Below are 18260 nucleotides of genomic sequence, written 5' to 3'. Positions count from 1 at the left end.
CCCCTCCGCGCGGTGCGCGAGCAGACAAAAAGAAGCGGTCCCATCGTGATCACGATGGGACCGCTTCGCTGTGCGCGAGGGGGGAGTTGAACCCCCACGCCCTTGCGGGCACTGGAACCTGAATCCAGCGCGTCTGCCTATTCCGCCACCCGCGCATTGGGTGTGTCTTCGGGCCCCGTTCCTCTCGGTGTTGGCGCCTTCCGACATCGAGAAGATTAGCACGCTGGAGAGGGTGGCTTCACATCCCTTATCGGCGGCCGACCGCCTCCACGGCGACGTGACCCGGTCGACCAGCACGGACCGAACACATGGCCCCTCCTGCCACGTATCAACGAGTGCTGGTTCACGTATCAACCTCGTACCGGTCCCGGCCATCTCCCAGGGAGAGGGACGGGGTGCACAGTCCGGTGCGGGACACTGGTCTCGCGCCGCCTCTACGATCCTTGGCAGAGTTCGCGCGGGGTAGTTCGAAGAGGAGCTCCGGCGGGAATCCGGGAGGGGACTTCAGTGGGCGTGGATACCGGGTGACACCGGTCGACCGGGCCGACAGGGGGAACCAGCCGATTACCCGGCGCGTGGATACGATCAGTAAGCAGTACCGATGCGGTACGCAGAGCGGTGACGACGGAGGAGGTGCCCCATGGGAGTCCTGAAGAAGTTCGAGCAACGTCTCGAAGGTCTGGTCAACGGCACCTTCGCCAAGGTGTTCAAGTCCGAGGTCCAGCCGGTGGAGATCGCGGGAGCACTCCAGCGGGAGTGCGACAACAACGCGACCATCTGGAACCGTGACCGGACGGTCGTCCCCAACGACTTCATCGTGGAGCTGAGCACGCCCGACTTCGAGCGCCTCAGCCCCTACTCGGGCCAGCTCGGCGACGAGCTGGCCGGCATGGTGCGCGACTACGCCAAGCAGCAGCGCTACACCTTCATGGGCCCCATCAAGGTCCATCTGGAGAAGGCCGACGACCTCGACACCGGTCTGTACCGGGTGCGCAGCCGTACGCTCGCCTCCTCCACCGACCAGCAGGCCCCCGCGGGCGCCCCGGCGAGCCCCGCAGCGGGCCGCCCCGGCGGCTACGGATACCCGCCCACCGCGGCACCCGCCGGTGCCCCGCCCATGCCGGCCACGCCGCCGCCCGGCGGTGGCCGCCCCGGCGCCGCACCGCTCGGTCAGCGGCCGCCCGCCGCTCCGGTGGCCGGTGGGCGCATGCGCTACTGGATCGAGATCAACGGCACCCGCCATCAGATCTCCCGCCCGACGCTCGTGCTGGGACGCAGCACGGAAGCCGACGTGCGGATCGACGACCCCGGCGTCTCCCGCCGGCACTGCGAGATCCGGACCGGAACGCCCTCGACGATCCAGGATCTCGGATCCACCAACGGCATCGTGGTGGACGGGCAGCACACCACCCGCGCTACGCTCCGCGACGGCTCGCGGATCGTCGTGGGCAGCAGCACCATCATTTACCGGCAAGCCGAAGGGTGAAGCGGGGGCAATGTCAGAGCTGACCCTCACGGTCATGCGGCTGGGTTTCCTGGCCGTACTGTGGCTGTTCGTGATCGTGGCCGTGCAGGTCATCCGCAGCGACCTGTTCGGTACGCGCGTCACCCAGCGGGGGTCGCGCCGGGAGGCCGCGCGGCCACAGCAGGCCGCCCGCCAGGCCGCGCCACCGCAGCAACGCGGCCAGCAGCCCGCGCCCGCCACCGGCGGCCGCCGCGGGCGCAACGCCCCGACCAAACTCGTCGTCAGCGAGGGCACGCTGACGGGTACGACCGTGGCACTGCAGGGCCAGACCATCAGTCTGGGCCGCGCGCACGACTCCACGATCGTGCTGGACGACGACTACGCCTCCAGCAGGCACGCCCGGATCTACCCGGACCGCGACGGCCAGTGGATCGTCGAGGACCTGGGGTCCACCAACGGCACGTATCTCGACCGGAACCGACTGACGACTCCCACGCCGATCCCGCTGGGCGCGCCGATCCGCATCGGCAAGACCGTCATCGAGCTGCGGAAGTAGTGCTACATCATGAATAGGCGCGAGCGGAGCGAGCACGCAGGGGCGACCCCCACCAGGGGTCCCGGCGCGCTCCCGACCGGAGGGTGGGCACCGTGCGGATGTACCCGGAGCCGACGGGCGAGGTGCGCATGAGTCTGTCACTGCGCTTCGCCGCCGGATCGCACAAAGGCATGATCCGCGAGGGCAACGAGGACTCGGGCTACGCCGGTCCCCGCCTGCTCGCGATCGCCGACGGCATGGGCGGCCAGGCCGCCGGTGAGGTCGCCTCCTCCGAGGTGATCTCCACCCTCGTCACGCTCGACGACGACATCCCCGGCTCCGACATCCTCACCTCGCTCGGCACCGCCGTGCAGCGCGCCAACGACCAGCTGCGCGCGATGGTCGAGGAGGACCCCCAGCTGGAGGGCATGGGCACCACGCTCACCGCCCTGCTGTGGACCGGCCAGCGACTCGGCCTCGTGCATGTCGGCGACTCCCGCGCCTACCTCCTCAGGGACGGCGTCCTCACCCAGATCACCCAGGACCACACCTGGGTGCAGCGTCTGGTCGACGAGGGCCGTATCACCGAGGAGGAGGCCACCACCCACCCGCAGCGCTCCCTGCTGATGCGCGCGCTGGGCAGTGGCGACCACGTCGAGCCCGACCTCTCCATCCGCGAGGTCCGCGCCGGCGACCGGTACCTGATCTGCTCCGACGGGCTGTCCGGCGTCGTGTCCCACCAGACGATGGAGGAGACACTCGCCAGCTACCAGGGCCCGCAGGAGACCGTGCAGGAGCTGATCCAGCTCGCGCTGCGCGGCGGCGGCCCGGACAACATCACGGTCATCATCGCCGACGTCCTCGACCTCGACACCGGGGACACCCTCGCCGGGCAGCTCTCCGACACCCCGGTCGTGGTCGGCGCGGTCGCCGAGAACCAGCTCCATCTGCAGGACAACGGCATCATGCAGACCCCGGCCGGCCGCGCCTCCGGTCTCGGCCGCCAGGGGCACGGACAGGGCGGCGGCGAGTTCGGCCCGCCCGGCTCCGGCGACACCACCGGATACATGCCGGCGCCGGGCAGCTTCGGCGACTACTCCGACGACGACTTCGTCAAGCCGCGCAAGAAGCGCAGGTGGCTGAAGAGATCCTTCTTCGGCGTCCTCGCCCTCGCCGTGGTCGGCGGGGGCCTGTACAGCGGCTACCGCTGGACCCAGACGCAGTACTACGTCGGCTCCAACGACGACCATGTGGCGCTGTACCGCGGCATCAGCCAGGACCTGGCCTGGATCTCGCTCTCGAAGGTCGAGAAGGACCACCCCGAGATCGAACTCAAGTACCTGCCGCCCTATCAGCAGAAGCTGGTCGAGGCCACGATCGCCGAGGGCGGTCTGAGCGACGCCCAGAAGAAGATCACGGAGCTGTCCACCCAGGCGTCGGCGTGCAAGAAGAACGCCGAGCGCCGCGAGGCCGCGGACAACAACGCCAAGACCGGCGAGGGCGAGGCCGGCGGAGTCACGGGAACCACGAAGACCTCCCTCACGTCCAAGGCCACACCGTCCCCGACGTCGAAACCGTCGACGTCCCCGTCCCCGACCCAGACCGCACCCACACCGTCGACCGGCCCCAGCCTCTCGGAGGAGGAGCAGGAACTGGTCTCACGGTGCGGTGAGCAGTAGGCAAGCCGCGAGGGGCCCACTCACACGATGAGCAGTACTACCAACCCATCGACGCAGCACACGTCCACGATCGGCGCGATCGGCACCCCGAGCCGACGCAACACCGAGCTGGCGCTGCTGGCGTTCGCGGTCGTCATCCCGGTGTTCGCCTACGTCAACGTGGGCCTCGCCCTGGACGACAAGGTTCCGGCCGGCCTGGCCGCCTACGGTCTCGGCCTCGGCGCCATGGCTGGCATTGGGCACCTTGTCGTACGCAAGTTCGCGCCCTACGCGGACCCGCTGATGCTGCCCCTGGCGACCCTGCTGAACGGGCTCGGACTGGTGGCCATCTACCGCCTCGACCAGTCCGAACGGCTGCAACTGAGCAGCACGTACGTCGAAGCCTCACCGCGGCAGCTGCTGAACTCCGCGATCGGCGTCGCCCTGTTCATCGCCGTCCTGATCTTCCTCAAGGACCACCGGGTCCTGCAGCGCTACACCTACATCTCCATGGCGGCGGCCCTCGTGCTGCTGATGCTGCCGCTGGTTCCCGGCCTCGGGGCCGAGACCTTCGGTGCCAAGATCTGGATCGCGATCCCGGGCCTCGGCACCATCCAGCCAGGAGAGTTCGCGAAGATCATCATCGCGGTCTTCTTCGCCGGCTATCTCATGGTGAAGAGAGACGCCCTCGCTCTCGCCAGCCGCCGCTTCATGGGTCTCTACCTGCCGCGCGGTCGCGACCTCGGTCCGATCATCGTCGTGTGGGTCATCTCCATCCTGATCCTGGTCTTCGAGACCGACCTCGGTACCTCGCTGCTGTTCTTCGGCATGTTCGTGATCATGCTGTACGTCGCCACCGAGCGGACCAGCTGGATCGTCTTCGGTCTGCTGATGTCCGCCGTCGGCGCCGTCGGTGTGGCCTCGTTCGAGATCCATGTGCAGCAGCGCGTCCAGGCCTGGCTGGACCCCATGGGCGAGTGGGAACTCTCCAAGACCGTGATCGGCCACTCGGCGCAGTCCATGGAAGCCCTGTGGGCCTTCGGCTCCGGCGGCACGCTCGGCACCGGCCTCGGCCAAGGCAACTCCGACCTCATCGGCTTCGCCGCCAACTCCGACTTCATTCTCGCCACCTTCGGTGAGGAACTGGGCCTGGCCGGAGTCATGGCGATCCTGCTCCTCTACGGGCTGATCGTGGAGCGCGGCATCCGCACCGCCCTCGCCGCCCGCGACCCGTTCGGCAAGCTGCTGGCGGTCGGCCTGTCCGGCGCCTTCGGTCTCCAGGTCTTCGTGGTCGCCGGCGGCGTCATGGGTCTGATCCCGCTGACCGGTATGACGCTGCCCTTCGTCGCGTACGGCGGTTCGTCCGTCATCGCCAACTGGGCACTGATCGGCATCCTGCTGCGCATCAGCGACACCGCGCGCCGCCCGGCGCCGTCGCCCGCCCCGAACCCCGACGCCGAGATGACCCAGGTGGTCCGACCGTGAACAAGCCCCTGCGCCGGATCGCGATCTTCTGCGGGCTCCTCGTGCTCGCCCTGCTCATCCGCGACAACTGGATCCAATACGTCCAGGCCGACTCCCTGAAGACGGACACCAAGAACCGCCGGGTGGCCATCGAGCGCTACGGCACCCCGCGCGGCGACATCATCGTCGACGGCAAGGCGATCACCGGGTCGGTCGCCACCAAGGGCACGGACTACAAGTACAAGCGCACCTGGAAGAACGGCGAGATGTGGGCGCCCGTCACCGGCTACTCCTCCCAGATCATCGGCGCCACCCAACTGGAGAGCCTCGAGGACGGCATCCTCACCGGCAACGACGACCGGCTCTTCTTCCGGAACACGCTGGACATGATCACCGGCAAGAAGAAGGAGGGCGGCAGCGTCGTCACCACCCTCAACGCCGCCGCGCAGAAGGCGGCATTCGAGGGCCTCGGCGACAAGAAGGGCGCAGTCGCCGCGCTCGACCCGAAGACCGGCGCGATCCTCGCCCTGGCTTCCACCCCGTCGTACGACCCGTCGACCTTCGCCGGCATCAGCAGCAAGGACAGCAAGGCCTTCCAGAAGCTGGACAAGGACTCCGACAAGCCGATGCTGAACCGCGCGCTGCGCGAGACCTACCCGCCGGGCTCCACGTTCAAGGTGGTCACGGCCGCTGCCGCCTTGGAGAACGATGTCGTCTCGGACATCGACGACAAAACGAGCACGCCCGACCCTTACCAGCTGCCCGGCACGAAAACCGACCTCACGAACGAGCACGGCGTGTGCAAGAACGCCACCCTGCGTTACGCGCTGATGGTCTCCTGCAACACCGTCTTCGCGAAGATGTCGGACAACGTCGGCAACGAGAAGATGCGCGAGCAGGCCGAGAAGTTCGGCTTCAACGAGGACGAGCTGGATGTCCCGGTGCGGACCGCCGAAAGCGTCTACCCCGAGGACAACGCCCCGCAGAACGCCCTGGACGGCATCGGCCAGGCCTCCAACCGCACCACCCCGCTCCAGATGGCCATGGTCGCCTCGGCCGTCGCCAACGACGGCGAGTTGATGAAGCCCTACATGGTCGACCAACTACGCGCCTCCAACCTCGACGTCATCGAGACGCACGACCCCGAGACGCTGTCCCAGGCGGTCTCGCCGGAGACCGCCCAGAAGCTCCAGGACATGATGAAGACCGTCGTCAACGACCCACAGGGCACGGGCGGCAAGGCGAAGATCGAGGGCGTCACCGTCGGCGGCAAGACCGGTACCGCCCAGCACGGCCTCGACAACAAGGAGAAGCCGTACGCCTGGTTCATCTCGTACGCCGAGCTCGAGGACGGCAGCTCGCCGGTCGCCGTGGCCGTGGTCGTCGAGGACAGTGACGCCGAGCGCGGTGACATCTCCGGTGGCGGCCTCGCCGCCCCGATCGCGAAGAGCGTGATGCAGGCAGTGATCAACAGCAAGAAGTGACGCCGCTCACGTCGCCTTCACATCGGTGCACGTTGCGATACCGGTCCTGTATCGGGTGACGCGGTTGGCCAGGTCACAGAAGGCGAGCCGGGTACCGTATGCCCGGAGCACAGCCGCCGGACCACACATGGGTGCGGTCGGGACCGACGGAGAGGGCTGGTAGGAAGCTATGGAAGAGCCGCGTCGCCTCGGCGGCCGGTACGAGCTGGGCCAGGTGCTCGGCCGTGGTGGCATGGCGGAGGTCTACCTCGCGATGGACACCCGCCTCGGCCGCACCGTGGCGGTGAAGACGCTGCGAGCGGACCTCGCGCGCGACCCCACCTTCCAGGCCCGGTTCCGCCGAGAAGCCCAGTCTGCCGCCTCGCTCAACCACCCCGCGATCGTGGCGGTCTACGACACGGGCGAGGACTACATCGACGGGGTCTCGATCCCGTACATCGTCATGGAGTACGTCGAGGGCTCCACCCTCCGTGAGCTTCTCCACAGCGGCCGCAAGCTGCTGCCGGAGCGGGCCATGGAGATGACCATCGGCATCCTCCAGGGACTGGAGTACGCCCACCGCAACCAGATCGTCCACCGGGACATCAAGCCGGCCAACGTCATGCTGACGCGCAACGGCCAGGTCAAGGTCATGGACTTCGGCATCGCCCGCGCCATGGGCGACTCCGGTATGACGATGACGCAGACGTCCGCGGTCATCGGCACCGCCCAGTACCTCTCCCCGGAGCAGGCCAAGGGCGAGCAGGTGGACGCCCGATCCGACCTGTACTCGACGGGCTGTCTGCTCTACGAGCTGCTGACGGTCCGCCCGCCGTTCGTCGGTGACTCCCCCGTGGCGGTCGCCTACCAGCATGTGCGGGAGGAGCCGCAGCCCCCGAGCGTCTTCGACCCGGAGATCACTCCGGAGATGGACGCCATCGTCCTGCGTGCGCTGGTCAAGGACCCGGACTACCGCTATCAGTCCGCCGACGAGATGCGCGCCGACATCGAGGCCTGCCTCGACGGCCAGCCCGTCGCGGCCACGGCGGCCATGGGCTCGGTCGGCTACGGCGGCTACCCTGACGAACAGCCGACCACCGCCCTGCGCGCCGACGCCGGTGCGACAACGATGCTGCCACCGGTCGGCCCGGACGACGGCTACGGCTACGACGACCGCCAGGGCCGACGCCGCCAGCAGAAGAAGAACAACACCTCGACGATCCTCCTGGTCGTCGCGGGTGTGCTGGTGCTGATCGGCGCGATCCTCATCGGCATGTGGATGTTTCCGGGCAGCAACGCCGGCAACGACACCCTCAAGGCACCGAACTTCGTGGGCCAGAGCGAGGCGGAGGCCAAACGGGCGGCCCAGAACGTCGACCTGCTGGTGACGACCACCAAGGACGAGTGCGAGGACCAGAAGACCGGCAATGTCTGCAAGCAGGATCCTGCCGCCGCCACGAAGGTCAAGAAGGGCGACACCATCGCCCTGGTGATCTCGACGGGTGCTCCGAAGATCACCGTTCCCGATGTGAAGGGCCTTGATTTCGACGAGGCTCAGTCCCAGCTCAAGGAAAAGGGCTTCGAGGTCGACAGGAAGACCGAGGAGTCCGACCGCACCCCCAACGTCGTCATCGACCAGGACCCGATCGGCACCAAGATCGAAAAGGGCTCCACGGTCACCCTGACGGTCGCAAAGGCGCCGGACAAGGAGACCGTCCCTGACGTCTCAGGCCAGGGCTGTGACGCCGCCAAGGCCCAGATGACGGCCAACAACCTCGTCGGCACCTGCACCGAGGTCGAGACCGAAGACGAGAACCTCGTCGGCAAGGTCGTCGCGACCAACCCCGAGGCAGGCTCCGAGCTGAACAAGGGCGACACGGTCACCATCCAGATCGGCAAGGCGGCCGAAGAGGAGGAGCCGGCGCAGGTCGAGGTCCCGAACGTCGTGGGACGGACCGTGGGCCAGGCGAAGCAGATCCTGCAGGCGTCCGGCTTCACCAACATCCAGTTCGCCAACGGCAGCGACCAGAGCGACACCGCACTCGTCACCGACCAGGACCCGGACGGCGGCAACGGCGCCGACCCGGCCCAGACGACGATCACCCTCGCTTCGGTGGGCTTCGGCAACAACGGCAACAACAACAATGGCGGGAGCGACGGCGGCGGCTTCTTCGATTAGCCCCACCGGTTCCCAGGACGAGGACTGATCGACCACCTCGTCCCGCACGACGAAGGAGCCCCGGCACCCCCTTCAGGGAGGGTGCTGGGGCTCCTTCGTCGTCCCGACGTTTCACGTGAAACCGACTGTTTCACGTGAAACATCCCGAAGAGCAGGAACCCGGAGCAGGAAACCCAAGAGCAGGAAACCAGCGGAACGGCTACCGCAGTTCCTTCGGCAGCGTGCGTTCCGCGTTCACCCGTTCCACGCGCTCCAGCTCGCCCCAAACGATGTACCGGTACCGGGAGGTGTAGACGGGCGTGCAGGTGGTGAGGGTGATGTACTTGCCGGCCTTCTTCCTGCCGGACTCCTTGGGGACGTTCGAGAGGACCTTGACGTTGTACTTCGAGGTCTCGGTGAGGGTGTCGTAGACCTTGTAGACGTACCAGTTGTCACGGGTCTCGAAGACGATCGCGTCGCCCTTGCCGAGCTTGTCGATGTTGTGGAACTTCGCGCCGTGACCGTCGCGGTGGGCGGCGAGGGTGAAGTTGCCGTCCTTGTCGGAGCTGGGGAGGGTCGCCTTGACCGGGTTGGTGTAGTAGCCGGCGACGCCACCGTTGAGGATCTTGGTGGAGGTGCCCTTCTTCACCAGGACCTCGCCGTTCCTCATGGCGGGGACGTGCAGGAAGCCGATGCCGTCCTTGGTGTCCAGGGCGCCCGGGCCGCCGTCGGAGGCCCAGTTGTCGCGGACCTTGTTCGCTTCCTTGTCGGCCTCGCGGTCGGCGAGGACGTTCGTCCACCACAGCGAGTAGACGACGAACAGTCCGAGCACCAGGCCCGCGGTGATGAGGAGTTCACCGAAGACGCTGACCGCCATGGCGAGCCGGCTCATACGGCGCCGGGGTGGTGCGGTCTCGGGCGCGTCTGTCTTCTCTTCGGTGTCGTCGGTGGTCACTGCCACAGTTCTTCCGCCCTTGGTCGAGCCCCTACTGGACGAGCGCGTCGGGCTTCCCCTCGCTGCGCGGCCGTTCCTCCACCATCTTGCCCCACACGATCATGCGGTACTTGCTCGTGAACTCCGGCGTGCACGTGGTCAGCGTGATGTAGCGGCCGGGTCCGGTGAAACCCGACCCCGGGGGCACGGCGTTGAGCACGCTGACGTTCGCCGGCGGTGTCACCGGCAGGATGGAGGCCATGTCGTAGACGTAGTACTTGTCCTGCGTCTCCACGACGATCGGGTCGCCCGGCTTGAGCCGGTTGATGTAACGGAACGGTTCACCATGGGTGTTGCGGTGGCCGGCGATGCCGAAGTTGCCCGTCTTGTCCTCGGGCATCGCCGTCTTGATGCTGTTCTCGTCGTAGTGCCCGACCATGCCGCGGTCGAGGACCTTCGACTTGCTGATGCCCTCGGCGATCGGCACGACGACGTCCAGCTTCGGAATGTGGAGGATGGCGAAACCCTGCCCCGGCTCGAACGCGCCGGGCGCCCGCTTGCCGCTCTTCCACTCCTCCTGGAGGCTCGTCGCCTCCCTGCCCGCCTGCTGATGGGCCCGGATGTTCGACCACCACAGCTGGTACGTGACGAACAACAGCATCACCACACCGGTGGTGATGAACACCTCGCCGATGGCCCGGCTCGCGATCACTCCCGCGCTGGGCTTCCGCGCCCGCGCCGCCCGCCGGGCCTCGATCCGGGAGCGAGGGGATATCGACCCGTCCGCTCCTAAGGCCTCCTCGGGCCCCTGAGCGCCTCCAGACGCCCCATGGGCCCCAGGGGACCCCCCGTGCCTCCCGTGCCGTCTCGCGGCCTTACGGCGGGCCGCACGGCCTCCGGGAGCGGGGGGCGCGGGTATCGGCTCGGCCTCGGCGGCTATACGCCGCGCCTCCTCCACCCGGAGCGCCACGGTCTCCTCGTCGATCGGCGGGTGCTCCTGGGCGGTGTCGGGCGAGGCTCCCCCGTGGACACCCGCCCCTTCATAGACCTCGTACAGACCGTCGTACGGGCTCTGGGGGCCGGCGGACGGGGCCTGGGGACGCGGCTCGTAGGCCTCGTACGGCTCGAACGAGGGCCTCGCGTACGGCTGCTGCTGCCCGTACCACTCGCCCTGGATGTACTGCGGGGCCTGCTGCGCGGCCCACTGCTGGGGCTCGGCCGTGTCACCGAACGGCGCCCCGGGCTCGAAGGCCTCCGCCTCGAACGACTCGGCGCCCCCGTACGCGGCCTCGCCGCCGTAGGGGGCACTCTCGCGCTCGGGGCGCAGGGCCGTCACGCCGTGGCCCTGCCCACCACGGGCGCGAGCCCTGTCGACCTCGCCACGGCACCTTGGTCGCCGCATTCCGCCAGCCAGTTGGCGAGCATGCGGTGGCCGTGCTCGGTGAGCACCGACTCGGGGTGGAACTGCACACCCTCGACGGGCAGTTCACGGTGCCTGAGGCCCATGATGATCCCGTCGTGGGTGCGCGCCGTGACCTCCAGCTCGGCCGGCACGGTCGCCGGTTCGGCGGCCAGGGAGTGGTAGCGGGTCGCGGTGAAGGGAGTGGGCAGGCCCGCGAAGACGCCCTTGCCCTCGTGCTCCACCAGCGACGTCTTGCCGTGCAGCAGTTCGGGAGCGCGGTCCACGACACCGCCGTACGCCACCTGCATGGACTGCATGCCGAGGCAGACGCCGAAGACCGGGACCCCGGTCGCGGCGCAGTGGCGGACCATGTCGACGCAGACGCCGGCCTCCTCGGGGGTGCCCGGCCCGGGGGACAGGAGCACACCGTCGAAGCCGTCCTGGGCGTGGGAGGTCGCCACCTCGTCGTTGCGCAGCACCTCGCACTCGGCGCCCAGCTGGTACAGGTACTGGACCAGGTTGAAGACGAAGCTGTCGTAGTTGTCGACGACGAGGACCCGGGCGGGTCGGGCGGCACTCACTGGTCGTTCACCGTCACATCGTTGAAGGGGAGCAGGGGCTCCGCCCAGGGAAAGACGTATTGGAAGAGGACATAGACGACGGCCAGGGTCAGCACGAGGGAAAACAGCGCCTTCAGCCACGCGTTACCCGGCAGATGTCGCCAGATCCAGCCGTACATGCCGTCCCTTCCTTCACACCACGGCACCGGACTCACGCCGTACCGCCACCAGACTAACGGCGTAGTGCCTCCGGTTTCCCTGACTCCACAGGCTGCGTGGAATCCAGATGTCCCCAGACGATGAGCCGATGACTGTGTCCCCACTCCGGGTCGCACGTCGTCAGCGTCAGATAGCGCCCCACGCGCGCGTACCCCGATTTCTTCGGCACGGGGTCGATGACCTGGACGTCCGTGGGCAATGTCCGGTAGGGCCCCTTGTCGATGACGTACGTGAACCAGTCCGCGCCGTCGGTCAGGACGACCGCGTCGCCGGGTCGCAGCTTGGGAAAATCTTTGAAGGGATCGCCGTACGTCCGGCGGTGGCCGGCGACCGCGAAGTTTCCCTTCTGTCCCAGCTGCGTGGTGTTCGCGTAGTGCCCGAGCCCTTTCTTGAGAGTGTCCGTCTTCGTGCCTTCGAGGACGGGCTTGTTCCACGTGAAACCAAGACGCGGGATGTACATCAGGGCGAAGGCCTTGCCGTCCCGGTACGGGGCGGGCGGCTCCGGTGCCGCCGAGGCGCCCGGGCCGGGCGTCGGCCTCACGGGCTGTTTCGCCCACTGGTCCTGGAGCAGGTCGACCTGGTGGTCCATCTCGGTGTCGGCCTTCACGCCGGTCCAGAACAGCACGTAGACGACGAAGAGCACGATCAGGGTGCCGACGGTGATGCAGAGTTCGCTGACGGTCCTCACGATCACGCGCACCGACACGGGTCCCCCGGCTGCCGTTACTCCACGGGCTTCGCGTACTTCAGATCCACTGTGCCCGAGTAGCCGGGAAGAGTCACCGGCCCGTCCTCGGTGACTTTCCAGCCCAGCCCGTAGACGTTGACGTACACCATGTAGTTCTGGATCGCCTCGCTCGCGGCGAGCGCCTTCTGCAGCTTCTCCGGGTCACCGACCGCCTGGATCTTGTACGGGGGCGAGTACACGCGGCCCTGGAGGATCAGGGTGTTGCCGACGCAGCGCACGGCGCTGGTGGAGATCAGCCGCTGGTCCATGACCTTGATGCCCTCGGCGCCGCCCAGCCACAGTGCGTTCACCACGGCCTGCAGGTCCTGCTGGTGGATGACCAGGTAGTCGGGCTGCGGCTCGGGGTAGCCGGGGAGCTTGGCGGTGGCGTCCGGCGGGGCGTCGTTGAGCGTGACCGTGAGGGCGTCGCCCTTGAGCTTCTGGGTGCCGGCGTTCTTCTCCAGCGCCTTCAGCTTCGCGTCCTCGGCCTTGGTGCTGCCGTCGTCCCGCTCGGCGAGGGCCTCGACGTCGTCCCGGAGCACCGCGTTGGACTCGTCGAGCTGCCCGTTCTTGTGGCTGCGCTCCTGGATCAGGTCGGAGAGCTTCAGCAGCGAGGCGTCCGTACGGATGTTGGTGCCCTTGGCCGTGTCGAAGCTGGTGAAGAAGATCAGCCCGGCGAGGGCGAAGACCCCGACCGTGAGCACACGTACGGGGCGGAAACCGCCTCGGGAGGAGGTGTCGGCGTCTCGGGCGGCCGAGTCGGAACCCGTCCCGGAGGAGTCGCCGGACCCGGCCTCGGGGGAGGTGCCGGAACCAGCCTCGGGGGAGTCGGCTGAATTGCTCAACGTACCCTTATCTCCTTAGGCGCCGCGGAAGCACTACGCTAACGGACGCCCGGGGGAGCATTCAGTGTCCCCTTGTACGCTGCCCCGGAGCCCGCCACAGTTCCCTGCGCGGCCACGCAGCGCATCGACAGGAGAGACCCTCGTGCCGAAGTCACGTATCCGCAAGAAGGCTGACTACACGCCTCCGCCGTCCAAGCAGGCCACGAACATCAAGCTGAACAGCCGCGGCTGGGTGGCGCCGGTCATGCTGGCCATGTTCCTCATCGGGCTGGCCTGGATCGTCGTCTTCTATGTGACCGACGGCTCGCTGCCGATCGACTCGCTCGGCAACTGGAACATCGTGGTGGGCTTCGGCTTCATCGCCGCGGGATTCGGCGTCTCGACCCAGTGGAAGTAGCGGTCTCCGCCCGGTGGCAGTAGCTCTCCCCAGAGCTATCCACCGAGTTATCCACAGGTGTTTTCCACAGTGGGGAAAAAGAACGACGATCTGTGGATAACTCACTGGGCGTTGACGCCGGTACGACTGACCTACCGGCATCCGCAAACATGTTCGCCCCCTGTCTGACCTGTGAAAACACAGGTGAGCGACAGGGGGCACACCTGTTCCCGCACCCTATGCACAAGATCCGCCACGGTCTGTGGACAACGGTGCTGTAACGGTGCCGAAGGAGCGCTGAACCGGTGACGGTCCGCCATCACCTCAGGTCAGCTGCGCGGTCCTGAGCACGGTCATGATCACCACTACGGCCAGTACCAGAGCGCACACGCCGTACTGGACCAGCGCCCGCCGCTCACGCGGCGCGTGCACCATCGCGTAGCCGATCAGTACACCGCCGACGAGGCCGCCGACGTGGGCCTCCCAGGCAATGTTGAACATCGGGGCGAAAGTGAAGATCAGGTTGATCACCAGCAGGATGATCAGCGGGCGCATGTCGTACTTGAGGTGGCGCATGAGGACGCCGGTGGCGCCGAAGAGCCCGAAGATGGCGCCGGAGGCACCGAGCGACGGTTGGGTCGGTTCGGCGAGCAGGTAGGTGAGCGCACTGCCCGCGAGGCCGGCGACGACATAGAGAGCCAGATAGCGGGCTCGGCCGAGAGCCGCTTCCAGAGGGCCGCCGATCCACCACAGGCTGAGCATGTTGAACAGGATGTGCGTGACGCCGCTGTGCAGGAACATCGACGTCACCAGCCGGTACCACTGGCCTTCGGCGACGCCCTGGAGCGAGAGGCCCAGTTCCGGGACCCAGGCCCGTCCGATGAGGTCGAACCGGTCGGTGAACGTCTCACCCGCGGATGTCTGCTGCACCAGGAAGAACAGCAGGTTCGCGCCGACCAGGATCTTGGTGAGGAGCCGGGGGTCGGAGGCGACCGTGCCGCCCGCGAGGGTGCGCGGGGCGGAGGCGGAGGGCGCGTGGCCTGTGCCGGAGCCGCCGCGGACGCATTCGGGGCACTGGAAGCCGACGGAGGCGCTCACCATGCACTCGGGGCAGATGGGTCGCTCGCAGCGGGTGCAGCGGATACCGGTCTCGCGGTCCGGATGCCGGTAGCAGGTGGGCAGGCTCTGCGCGTCCGGCGAGCTGCTCGGCACCTGGTCCATCGGGTCCCCTCCGTCTCGTGTGTGGAACGCGTCGCCCCGCCCATCCTTACGGATGAGCGGGGCGATTGGTTCCCTTCGGACCTTGTGGAACCTTTCGGTCCGGTCCGCAACGGTGAACCCGGCGTGCTCGTACCTCGCGCGGAACCCTGCGGGCTCAGCCCTGGCGGGTCTCGACGACGACCGACTCGATGACGACGTCGTTGACCGGGCGGTCGGTGCGCGGGTTGGTCTGGGCGCCGGCGATGGCATCCACGATCTTCTGGCTGCCCGCGTCGACGACCTCACCGAAGATGGTGTGCTTCCGGGTCAGCCACGCCGTCGGGGAGACGGTGATGAAGAACTGCGACCCGTTGGTGCCCGGCCCCGCGTTGGCCATGGCCAGCAGGTAGGGCTTGTCGAAGGCGAGGTCCGGGTGGAACTCGTCCGCGAACTGGTAGCCGGGACCACCGGTGCCGTTGCCCAGCGGGTCACCGCCCTGGATCATGAATCCACTGATCACCCGGTGGAAGACCGTGCCGTCGTAGAGCTTGTCCGTGGACTTCTGGCCGGTGGCCGGGTTGGTCCACTCACGCTCGCCCTGGGCGAGCTCGACGAAGTTACGGACCGTCTTGGGCGCGTGGTTCGGCAGCAGCCGTACCTCGATGTCGCCATGGTTGGTCTTCAGGGTGGCGTACAGCTGCTCTGCCACGATCTGCCTTCCGTTGTCCTTTGTGACTCCCCCGATCCTCGCACGGACGACGCCGTCCGTCCCCCGACGCCCACGCTCTCGTACGACATGGACGGGGAAAACCGGTCGAGTACCCCCGGTACCGGCGCGCTTCGCGGCGATCCGTGGCATTGTCGGCACTGTCGCGGACAAATTCCCGTTGTCCCGTATTCATCCTCTATTGCACGTGACCGGTTCAGAGCGGCTCTTGCTCGATGATCAGCCGGAGCCGGTGCTCGTGACCCGGATGCCCGCCCGCACATGCCCCGGAGCGCTCCGGGAGGCATGATCCCCAAAAGGGTGGAAAGTCGAATTACCGTACGCCACCGAGGAGGAGGATCCCGTGACCCGCATCGACAGCGTGCGCGCCGCGACCGGCTCGGCGAAGGACAGCGTGATGCACGCCGCGGAAGTGGTGGCGCCCTACGCCGACACGGCCAAGGACAAGGCCTCGCACTACGCACAAGAGGCACGCGTACGACTCGCGCCGAAGGTGTCGCAGGCCGCGGTACAGGCACGCGTCCAGTACGGCGCCCATGTCGTTCCGCGCTTGGAGCAGGCCCGCACGCATGTACCGCCGAAGGTCGATCAAGCGGCCCATGAAGCCGCCGTCCGCACCCGCAAGGCGGCCCGCCAGGCCGCCGACTACTCCCGTCCACGTATCGAACAGGCCGTGGCCGCCGCCGGCCCCGTCCGTGAGGAGGCCACCGCCCGCAGTGTCGCGGCGCTGGCCGCGCTGCGCGGACAGGTCTCGCCTCGGCAGATCGAGAGGCTGATCCGCAGGCAGCAGCGCCGCGCGAGGCTCGGCCGTGCCGTCAAGGGCATGGCCGTGCTGGGTGTCCTGGCGGGCGGTGCCTTCGCCGCCTGGAAGTGGTGGGACAAGCAGGCCAACCCCGACTGGCTGGTCGAGCCCCCCGCCGCCACCGAGGTCTCCGACCCCGGTCACCTGTCCTCCGTCGACGGCAGCGGCCAGTCCGCCCTCGACCCCGAGGTCCAGGCCAAGCAGGCCGAGGAGGAGGCGGCGGCAGACCGCGACAACCGCCCCTGAGAACCGGCGGCCGAGGTCATTTTCACCGAGGCCGCCCCAGGACGCGTTTCCGGCTGGCTCCGCCTGCCCGGGGGTGCGTTCGGCGGGACATCTTTCAACAGCCCTGTGGGGCAGAAGACTTGGAGTTCTTCTGCCCCACAGGGCTGTTTCACGTGAAACGTCACCGCCTCCAGAGCCGACGGAACACAGGGGCCGGAATGTGTTGATCCGGTTGCGAAGGGTGACGCACACATTCCGGCGTGCACTTGGGTGACCCAGTGCACCTGTTTCGCATATGCGCACGTCGACACGTGCCACCACCCGTCCACCCGTTCCAGCGGCCCTCTCTTCGCTGAATGCACAGATAGCGATCGCGACGAACCCCATCCAGAGCGGGGCTGAAGACGCCGGCACCGGAGGCAAGAAAAATGACCGGGCCGGATGTCCTACGACATCCGGCCCGGTCAATCCGCTGTGGAGCCTAGGGGAGTCGAACCCCTGACATCTGCCATGCAAAGACAGCGCTCTACCAACTGAGCTAAGGCCCCGGAAGGGAAGCATCCACCCGGAGGCACCGACCACCGGGGGGCTTCGCAGACCAGAGTACCGGGTCACCCCCGGGATCTCGCAAAAAGATTGGGGGTCCCCGTGAACGACCACTCTCCGTAAGATGCTCGTCGTGGTTCGCTACAGCGAACCACGGTATTTGGGGAAGCGATGGGGAGACGCAATGGACGCCGCACAGCAGGAAGCGACCGCAAGAGCCCGGGAGCTGCAGCGGAACTGGTACGGAGAGCCGTTGGGGGCGCTCTTCCGTAGGCTCATCGAGGACCTGGGTCTCAACCAGGCCCGTCTCGCGGGGGTGCTGGGCCTGTCCGCACCGATGCTGTCGCAGCTGATGAGCGGTCAGCGTGCCAAGATCGGCAACCCGGCGGTGGTCCAGCGGGTGCAGCTGCTGCAGGACCTGGCGGGTCAGGTCGCGGACGGCAGCGTGAGCGCCGCCGAGGCGACCGAGCGCATGGACGAGATCAAGAAGTCACAGGGGGGATCGGTGCTCAGCAACACCACGCAGTCGACGACGAGTTCGGGGGCGCCCACCGTCAAGCGGGTCGTCCGCGAGATCCAGTCGCTGCTTCGCTCGGTGGCGGCCGCGGGCGACATCATCGAGGCGGCGGACACCCTCGCCCCGACCCACCCGGAACTGGCAGAGTTCCTCCGGGTGTACGGCGCGGGCCGCACCTCGGACGCGGTGGCGCACTACCAGTCCCACCAGAACTGAGCCCAAGGCCCGGTCCCCGGAAGGGGGTTCGGCGGCCGGGCCCAGGCCGATACGGGGGACGAGGGGTCTGTAGGCCCCTCGTGAGCCACGGATACGTGGACGTAGGCTCCAGGAGAGCCGGAGAAGTCGCAGCGGAAGAGAACGGCAGGGGGACAGCGGAAGGAAGCAAGCTCCGGGGAGCCGGGCACGTGCGAGCCGGCTCCGCGGAGGGCGGCGCGAGC

At 67.8% G+C, this 18260-nt stretch carries 17 protein-coding genes and 2 tRNA genes; 9 read left to right on the top strand and 10 right to left on the bottom strand.

The window, feature by feature from the left end; all coding sequences use genetic code 11:
* Positions 1–71 precede the first annotated feature (71 nt).
* Positions 72–155 (bottom strand) — tRNA-Leu (locus tag ABT147_RS14820).
* 485 nt (positions 156–640) lie between these two features.
* Between ABT147_RS14820 and ABT147_RS14815 the strand changes: the two genes are divergently transcribed.
* The 6 genes from ABT147_RS14815 to pknB all read left to right on the top strand — a co-directional run bounded on the left by ABT147_RS14815 (position 641) and on the right by pknB (position 8764).
* A complete protein-coding gene (locus tag ABT147_RS14815; protein ID WP_351405739.1) occupies positions 641–1486 on the top strand; it encodes an FHA domain-containing protein in 846 nt (281 codons plus the stop codon).
* 10 nt (positions 1487–1496) lie between these two features.
* A complete protein-coding gene (locus tag ABT147_RS14810) occupies positions 1497–2021 on the top strand; it encodes an FHA domain-containing protein FhaB/FipA (protein WP_351405737.1) in 525 nt (174 codons plus the stop codon).
* Between the two features lie 128 nt (positions 2022–2149).
* Complete coding sequence (locus ABT147_RS14805) at positions 2150–3679, top strand: Stp1/IreP family PP2C-type Ser/Thr phosphatase (protein ID WP_351405735.1); 1530 nt, start codon at positions 2150–2152, stop codon at positions 3677–3679.
* Positions 3680–3706: 27 nt separating this feature from the next.
* On the top strand, positions 3707–5143 hold the full coding sequence (locus ABT147_RS14800; protein ID WP_351405733.1) for an FtsW/RodA/SpoVE family cell cycle protein: 1437 nt from the start codon (positions 3707–3709) through the stop codon (positions 5141–5143).
* Positions 5140–6606: a peptidoglycan D,D-transpeptidase FtsI family protein gene (locus ABT147_RS14795; protein WP_351405731.1), complete on the top strand. Its 1467-nt coding sequence runs from the start codon at positions 5140–5142 to the stop codon at positions 6604–6606. Before ABT147_RS14800 ends, ABT147_RS14795 begins: the two co-directional genes overlap by 4 nt.
* Before the next feature lie 169 nt (positions 6607–6775).
* On the top strand, positions 6776–8764 hold the full coding sequence (gene pknB / locus ABT147_RS14790; RefSeq protein ID WP_351405729.1) for a Stk1 family PASTA domain-containing Ser/Thr kinase: 1989 nt from the start codon (positions 6776–6778) through the stop codon (positions 8762–8764).
* Between the two features lie 199 nt (positions 8765–8963).
* On the opposite strand, the gene ABT147_RS14785 is transcribed toward pknB, so the two are convergent.
* Genes ABT147_RS14785 through ABT147_RS14760 form a run of 6 tightly spaced genes read right to left on the bottom strand, consistent with a single transcriptional unit; the run spans position 8964 to position 13430 of the window.
* A complete protein-coding gene (locus tag ABT147_RS14785) occupies positions 8964–9704 on the bottom strand; it encodes a class E sortase (RefSeq protein WP_351405727.1) in 741 nt (246 codons plus the stop codon).
* 25 nt (positions 9705–9729) lie between these two features.
* Positions 9730–11013 carry a class E sortase gene (locus ABT147_RS14780; RefSeq protein ID WP_351405725.1) on the bottom strand — a complete coding sequence of 428 codons (1284 nt, stop codon included), beginning with the start codon at positions 11011–11013 and terminating at the stop codon, positions 9730–9732.
* Positions 11010–11660 (bottom strand): aminodeoxychorismate/anthranilate synthase component II, encoded by a 651-nt coding sequence (locus tag ABT147_RS14775; RefSeq protein ID WP_060884000.1) that lies wholly within the window; start codon positions 11658–11660, stop codon positions 11010–11012. Before ABT147_RS14775 ends, ABT147_RS14780 begins: the two co-directional genes overlap by 4 nt.
* A complete protein-coding gene (locus tag ABT147_RS14770) occupies positions 11657–11818 on the bottom strand; it encodes a hypothetical protein (protein ID WP_351405723.1) in 162 nt (53 codons plus the stop codon). The genes ABT147_RS14775 and ABT147_RS14770 overlap by 4 nt, the downstream gene beginning before the upstream one ends.
* 53 nt (positions 11819–11871) lie before the next feature.
* Complete coding sequence (locus ABT147_RS14765) at positions 11872–12564, bottom strand: class E sortase (RefSeq protein WP_351405722.1); 693 nt, start codon at positions 12562–12564, stop codon at positions 11872–11874.
* Between the two features lie 17 nt (positions 12565–12581).
* A complete protein-coding gene (locus tag ABT147_RS14760; protein ID WP_351405720.1) occupies positions 12582–13430 on the bottom strand; it encodes a DUF881 domain-containing protein in 849 nt (282 codons plus the stop codon).
* A 142-nt stretch (positions 13431–13572) separates the two neighbouring features.
* Here ABT147_RS14760 and crgA point away from each other — a divergent pair, with 142 nt between their 5' ends.
* Positions 13573–13827 (top strand): cell division protein CrgA, encoded by a 255-nt coding sequence (crgA, locus tag ABT147_RS14755; protein WP_045558527.1) that lies wholly within the window; start codon positions 13573–13575, stop codon positions 13825–13827.
* A gap of 303 nt (positions 13828–14130) precedes the next feature.
* Here the strand turns inward: crgA and ABT147_RS14750 are convergent, their stop codons facing one another.
* Together ABT147_RS14750 and ABT147_RS14745 are read right to left on the bottom strand one after the other, a co-directional pair.
* Positions 14131–15027: a rhomboid family intramembrane serine protease gene (locus tag ABT147_RS14750; protein ID WP_351405718.1), complete on the bottom strand. Its 897-nt coding sequence runs from the start codon at positions 15025–15027 to the stop codon at positions 14131–14133.
* Positions 15028–15181: 154 nt separating this feature from the next.
* Positions 15182–15715, bottom strand: a complete 534-nt coding sequence (locus ABT147_RS14745; RefSeq protein WP_351405716.1) for a peptidylprolyl isomerase — start codon at positions 15713–15715, stop codon at positions 15182–15184.
* 361 nt (positions 15716–16076) lie between these two features.
* Here ABT147_RS14745 and ABT147_RS14740 point away from each other — a divergent pair, with 361 nt between their 5' ends.
* On the top strand, positions 16077–16781 hold the full coding sequence (locus ABT147_RS14740) for a DUF5324 family protein (RefSeq protein ID WP_351405714.1): 705 nt from the start codon (positions 16077–16079) through the stop codon (positions 16779–16781).
* 454 nt (positions 16782–17235) lie between these two features.
* Here ABT147_RS14740 and ABT147_RS14735 read toward each other — a convergent pair.
* Positions 17236–17308: transfer RNA gene (locus tag ABT147_RS14735), tRNA-Ala, on the bottom strand.
* Positions 17309–17490: 182 nt separating this feature from the next.
* On the opposite strand from ABT147_RS14735, the gene ABT147_RS14730 reads away from it, so the two are divergent.
* Entirely contained in the window at positions 17491–18039 is a 549-nt protein-coding gene (locus tag ABT147_RS14730; RefSeq protein WP_033530590.1) for a helix-turn-helix domain-containing protein, read from the top strand.
* The last annotated feature ends 221 nt before the right edge of the window (positions 18040–18260 follow it).

Origin of the sequence: Streptomyces sp. NPDC001868 (assembly GCF_040297125.1) — a bacterium.
Taxonomy (GTDB): Bacteria; Actinomycetota; Actinomycetes; order Streptomycetales; family Streptomycetaceae; genus Streptomyces.
This window is presented reverse-complemented; position numbering and strand designations above follow the sequence as displayed.